Origin of the sequence: Micromonospora sp. ATA51 (assembly GCF_016802855.1) — a bacterium.
Lineage (GTDB): Bacteria > Actinomycetota > Actinomycetes > Mycobacteriales > Micromonosporaceae > Micromonospora > Micromonospora sicca.
This window is the reverse complement of sequence record NZ_JAEVHJ010000444.1, coordinates 1-4,239: the sequence shown is the minus strand read 5'-3', so window position 1 is coordinate 4,239 and position 4,239 is coordinate 1. Positions and strand designations below refer to the sequence as shown.

The following is a 4,239-nucleotide window of genomic DNA, read 5'->3' as shown; positions in this document are numbered from 1 at the left end:
CTTGCGGATCCGGCCGCCGACGCCGGTCCCGTTGACCGAGGAGAGGTCCACGCCGTGCTCGCTGGCCAGCTTCCGCACCAGCGGGGTCACGTACCCGGCCGCCTCCTCGCCGCCGCCCGGCGCCGGGGCGGTCGGCCGCTGCGGGGTGGGGGTCGGCGCGGCTGGCTGGGCCGCCTGCTCGGCCTTCACCGGCTGGGCGGCGACCTCCGCCTCGGCCGCCGGCTCGTTGTACGACAGGCCCGGGGTCGGCTCCTCGACCTTGGGCTCCGGGGCCTCGGCCTTCGGCTCGGGCTTCGCCTCCGCCTTGGGCTCGGGCTTCGGCTCCGGCTTCGCTGGGGCGGGAGCCGGGGCCGGGGCGGCGCCGGCGGCGCCGATGATCGCCAGGTCGGCACCGACCTCGGCGGTCTCGTCCTCGGCGACCTTGATCTCCAGCACGGTGCCGGCCACCGGCGAGGGGATCTCGGTGTCGACCTTGTCGGTGGAGACCTCCAGCAGCGGCTCGTCCACCTCGACCGTCTCGCCGACCTGCTTGAGCCAGCGGGTGACCGTACCCTCGGTGACGCTCTCACCCAGGGCCGGCATCTTCACCGGGGTGCCCTCGCCCGACGGCGCCGGGGCGGCCTGGGCCTGCGGCTGCTCCGGGGCGGGCTGCTCCCGCTCGGGCTCGGGACCCGCGCCCTCGGCGGCGGCCGTCGGCTCGGCGGCCGGCTCAGCCTGCTCGGCCGGGGCCTCCTGCGGGGCGGCCGCGCCGGCCTCCTCGCCCTCACCCGCGATGACGGCCAGCTCACTGCCGACCTCGGCGGTCTCGTCCTCACCGACCACGATGCGGCTCAGCACGCCCGCCGCGGGCGACGGGATCTCGGTGTCGACCTTGTCGGTCGAGACCTCGAGCAGCGGCTCGTCGACCTCGACGGTGTCGCCCTCCTGCTTGAGCCAGCGCGTGACGGTGCCCTCGGTGACGCTCTCGCCGAGCCGGGGCATGGTGACCGATACCGGCATGTTCTCCAGACTCCTTCATTCCCCTGGTGGGATCATCGCCCGTCGCCGGACGCCGCGGTTGTCGTGATCAGGCGTGCGAGTGCAGCGGCTTGCCGGCGAGGGCCATGTGCGCCTCGCCCAGGGCCTCGGTCTGCGTGGGGTGGGCATGGATGAGCTGCGCCACCTCGGCCGGGTACGCCTCCCAGTTGTAGATGAGCTGCGCCTCGCCGACCAGCTCGCCCACCCGGGCGCCGACCATGTGCACGCCGACCACCGGACCGTCCTCCAGGCGGACCAGCTTCACGAAGCCGGCCGTCTTGAGGATCTGGCTCTTGCCGTTGCCACCGAGGTTGTAGTTGTAGGTCTTGACCTTGTCGCCGTACTGCTCCTTGGCCTTCGCCTCGGTCAGGCCGACCGACGCCAGCTCCGGGTCGGAGTAGGTGACCCGCGGGATGCCCGCCTCGTCGATCACGGCCGGGTTCTGGCCGGCGATCTCCTCGGCGACGAAGATGCCCTGCTGGAAGCCGCGGTGGGCGAGCTGGAGGCCGGGCACGATGTCGCCGACGGCGTAGACGTTCGGCACGCTGGTGCGCAGCCGCTCGTCGGTCAGCACGTAGCCGCGGTCCATCTTGACCCCCTGCTCCTCGTATCCGAGGCTGGCGGTGTTCGGGCCGCGACCGACGGCGACCAGCAGCAGCTCGGCCTCGACGGTCTCCCCGCCGGAAATCGTCAGCTTGACGCCGTTGTCGGTCTTCTCGACCTTCTCGAACGGCTTGCCGACCTTGAAGTTGATCTTACGCTTGCGGAAGGCCCGCTCCAGCGCCTTCGACGACTCCTCGTCCTCGGCGGCGACCAGGCGGGGCAGCGCCTCGACGATCGTCACGTCCACGCCGAAGGACTTCCACACGCTGGCGAACTCGACGCCGATCACGCCGCCGCCCAGCACGATCACCGAGGACGGGACCCGGTCCAGGGTCAGCGCGTGGTCGCTGGTGATGATCCGCTCGCCGTCGATCTCCAGGCCGGGCAGGCTCTTCGCGTACGAGCCGGAGGCCAGGATGACGTTGCGGCCGGTGTAGCGCTTGCCGTCCACCTCGACGACGTTCTTGCCGACCAGCTTGCCGGCGCCCGCCACGAAGGTGATGTTCTTGGCGCCGCCGACCAGGCCCTGCAGGCCCTTGTACAGCCGGGAGATCACGCCGTCCTTGTACGAGTTGACCGCCGCCATGTCGATGCCGACCAGCTCGGCCTTGACGCCGAACTGCTCCGACTCCCGGGTCTGGTCGGCGATCTCCGCAGCGTGCAGCAGCGCCTTGGTGGGAATGCAGCCGTTGTGCAGGCAGGTGCCGCCGAGCTTGCCCTTCTCGATCAGCGCGACGGAGAGATCCAGCTGGGCGGCACGCAGCGCCGCCGCGTAGCCGCCGCTGCCACCTCCGAGAATGACGATGTCGAAGGTCGCTTCGTTCGGCTCGCTCACGTCCAACTCCCAGGTCGCGTCGCTGCATCGGGGGGTCACGGCGGGGGTGACACGGACAGACCCCACCTCGGTCATCTTGTCACTCCGACCTCGAGGGCGCGTACTGAGGTGCCCAACGACACGTCGCGGACACGTACTCTTGGCACCGTCTTCGATGGTGCACGGGGGAGGAGAAGGTCCGGTGGGGTTGTTCCGTCGACGGAAGCGGACGAGCGTGGCGAGCCGCGACCGGGGTGCCGACCGCGCCGACCTGGACCATCTGGAGAACTTCGTCCGGACCCGGCGGGGGGTCGAGGCGTACATCGAGCCGCGGACCACGGTCACCGAGACCACCGTCATGCTGATCGCCGACGACGGCGAATGGACCCGGCGGCGGATCGACGGCCCGGAGGGCGCCCGCCGCTTCGCCCACCGGCTGGCCATCCCGATCTACGACGTCCGCCTGATGGGCTACCCGCAACGCATGCGCGACTACAACGAACGCCGCAAGCGCCGCCCCGAGCTGTTCTGAGGCCTGGAACGCGGACGGGGCGCCCCCGCGCAGGGGGCGCCCCGTCATGCCGTCCGGTACCCGTCAGCCGTTGGCGGCGACGTCCTCGACCAGGTGCACCAGGGTGCGGACCGGGACGCCGGTGCCGCCCTTGGTCAGGTAGCCGGTGGCCTCGCCGGAGTGGTAACCCGGCCCGGCGATGTCGATGTGCGCCCAGGCGACCTCGTCGGTGACGAACTCGCGCAGGAAGACGCCGCCCTGGAGCATGTGACCGGCCCGGTCCATCCCGGCGTTGACCTGGGAGATGTCCGCGACGTCGGAGTCCATGCCCTTGCGGACGTCGTCCGGCAGCGGCATCGGCCAGGCCGGCTCGCCGGTCGCCTCGCCGGCCACCTTGACCCGCTCGCACAGCTCCGGGGTGCCCATCACGCCGGCGATCCGCTTGCCCAGCGAGATCACCTGGCCGCCGGTGAGCGTGGAGGTCTCGAAGAGGTAGTCGGTGCCGTCCTCGCAGGCCCGCGCGATGGCGTCGGCGAGGATCATCCGGCCCTCGGCGTCGGTGTTGAGCACCTCGACCTTCTTGCCGTTGTACATGCTGATCACGTCGCCCGGCCGGTAGCTGGTGCCCGACGGCATGTTCTCCGCCATCGGCAGGTACCCGGTCACCGCCACCGCGGGCTTGAGCGCCGCGATCGCCAGCATCGCGGCGCCGACCGCCGCCGCGCCGGCCATGTCGGACTTCATCTCCCACATGCCCTGCGCCGGCTTGATCGAGATGCCGCCGGTGTCGAAGGTGATGCCCTTGCCGACCAGCGCCACCCGCTTGCCGGAGCCACCGCCCTCCGGGGTGTAGGTCAGCTTCACCAGCCGCGGCGGGGCCTCCGAGCCCTGCCCGACCGCCATGATGCCGCCGTACCCGCCGGCCGCCAGGGCCGCCTCGTCCAGCACCTCGACGCCGAGGCCGGCGTCCCGGGCGGCGCTCGCCACCGCGTCGGCGAACGACGGGGGTCGCAGCTCGTTCGGGGCGGTGTTCACCCAGTCGCGGCTGAGCCGGACCGCGCCGGCCACCGTCTGCGCCCGGGCGATCTCCGCCCGGGCGGTCGCGTCGCCGGCGTCCGGCACCGCGACCAGCACCTCGGCCACCGGCTCCCGCCGGGCCGGCTGCGGCTTCGTCTTGTACCCGGCGAACCGGTACCCACCGAGCAGCGCGCCCTCGGCGACCGCGCGCAGCGCGGCCGGGGGCGTCGGCGTCGTCCGGCAGCGCCAGCGCCAGCGCCACCCGGGGGCGCGCCGG

The 4,239-nt window shown here is 72.5% G+C and carries 3 protein-coding genes and 1 pseudogene; 1 reads left to right on the top strand and 3 read right to left on the bottom strand.

Features of this window, described 5'->3' with window-relative positions; all coding sequences use genetic code 11:
• Positions 1-999, bottom strand: a 999-nt coding sequence (locus tag JNW87_RS35515) for a biotin/lipoyl-containing protein (protein WP_238455208.1), incomplete at its 3' end; no start/stop codon positions are given.
• Positions 1,000-1,066: 67 nt separating this feature from the next.
• Entirely contained in the window at positions 1,067-2,494 is a 1,428-nt protein-coding gene (gene lpdA, locus JNW87_RS35510) for a dihydrolipoyl dehydrogenase (RefSeq protein WP_201750037.1), read from the bottom strand.
• A 142-nt stretch (positions 2,495-2,636) separates the two neighbouring features.
• Here lpdA and JNW87_RS35505 point away from each other — a divergent pair, with 142 nt between their 5' ends.
• Positions 2,637-2,966 (top strand): hypothetical protein, encoded by a 330-nt coding sequence (locus JNW87_RS35505; protein ID WP_109805840.1) that lies wholly within the window; start codon positions 2,637-2,639, stop codon positions 2,964-2,966.
• 63 nt (positions 2,967-3,029) lie between these two features.
• Here JNW87_RS35505 and JNW87_RS35500 read toward each other — a convergent pair.
• Positions 3,030-4,239, bottom strand: a pseudogene (locus JNW87_RS35500) (leucyl aminopeptidase); the annotation flags it as partial.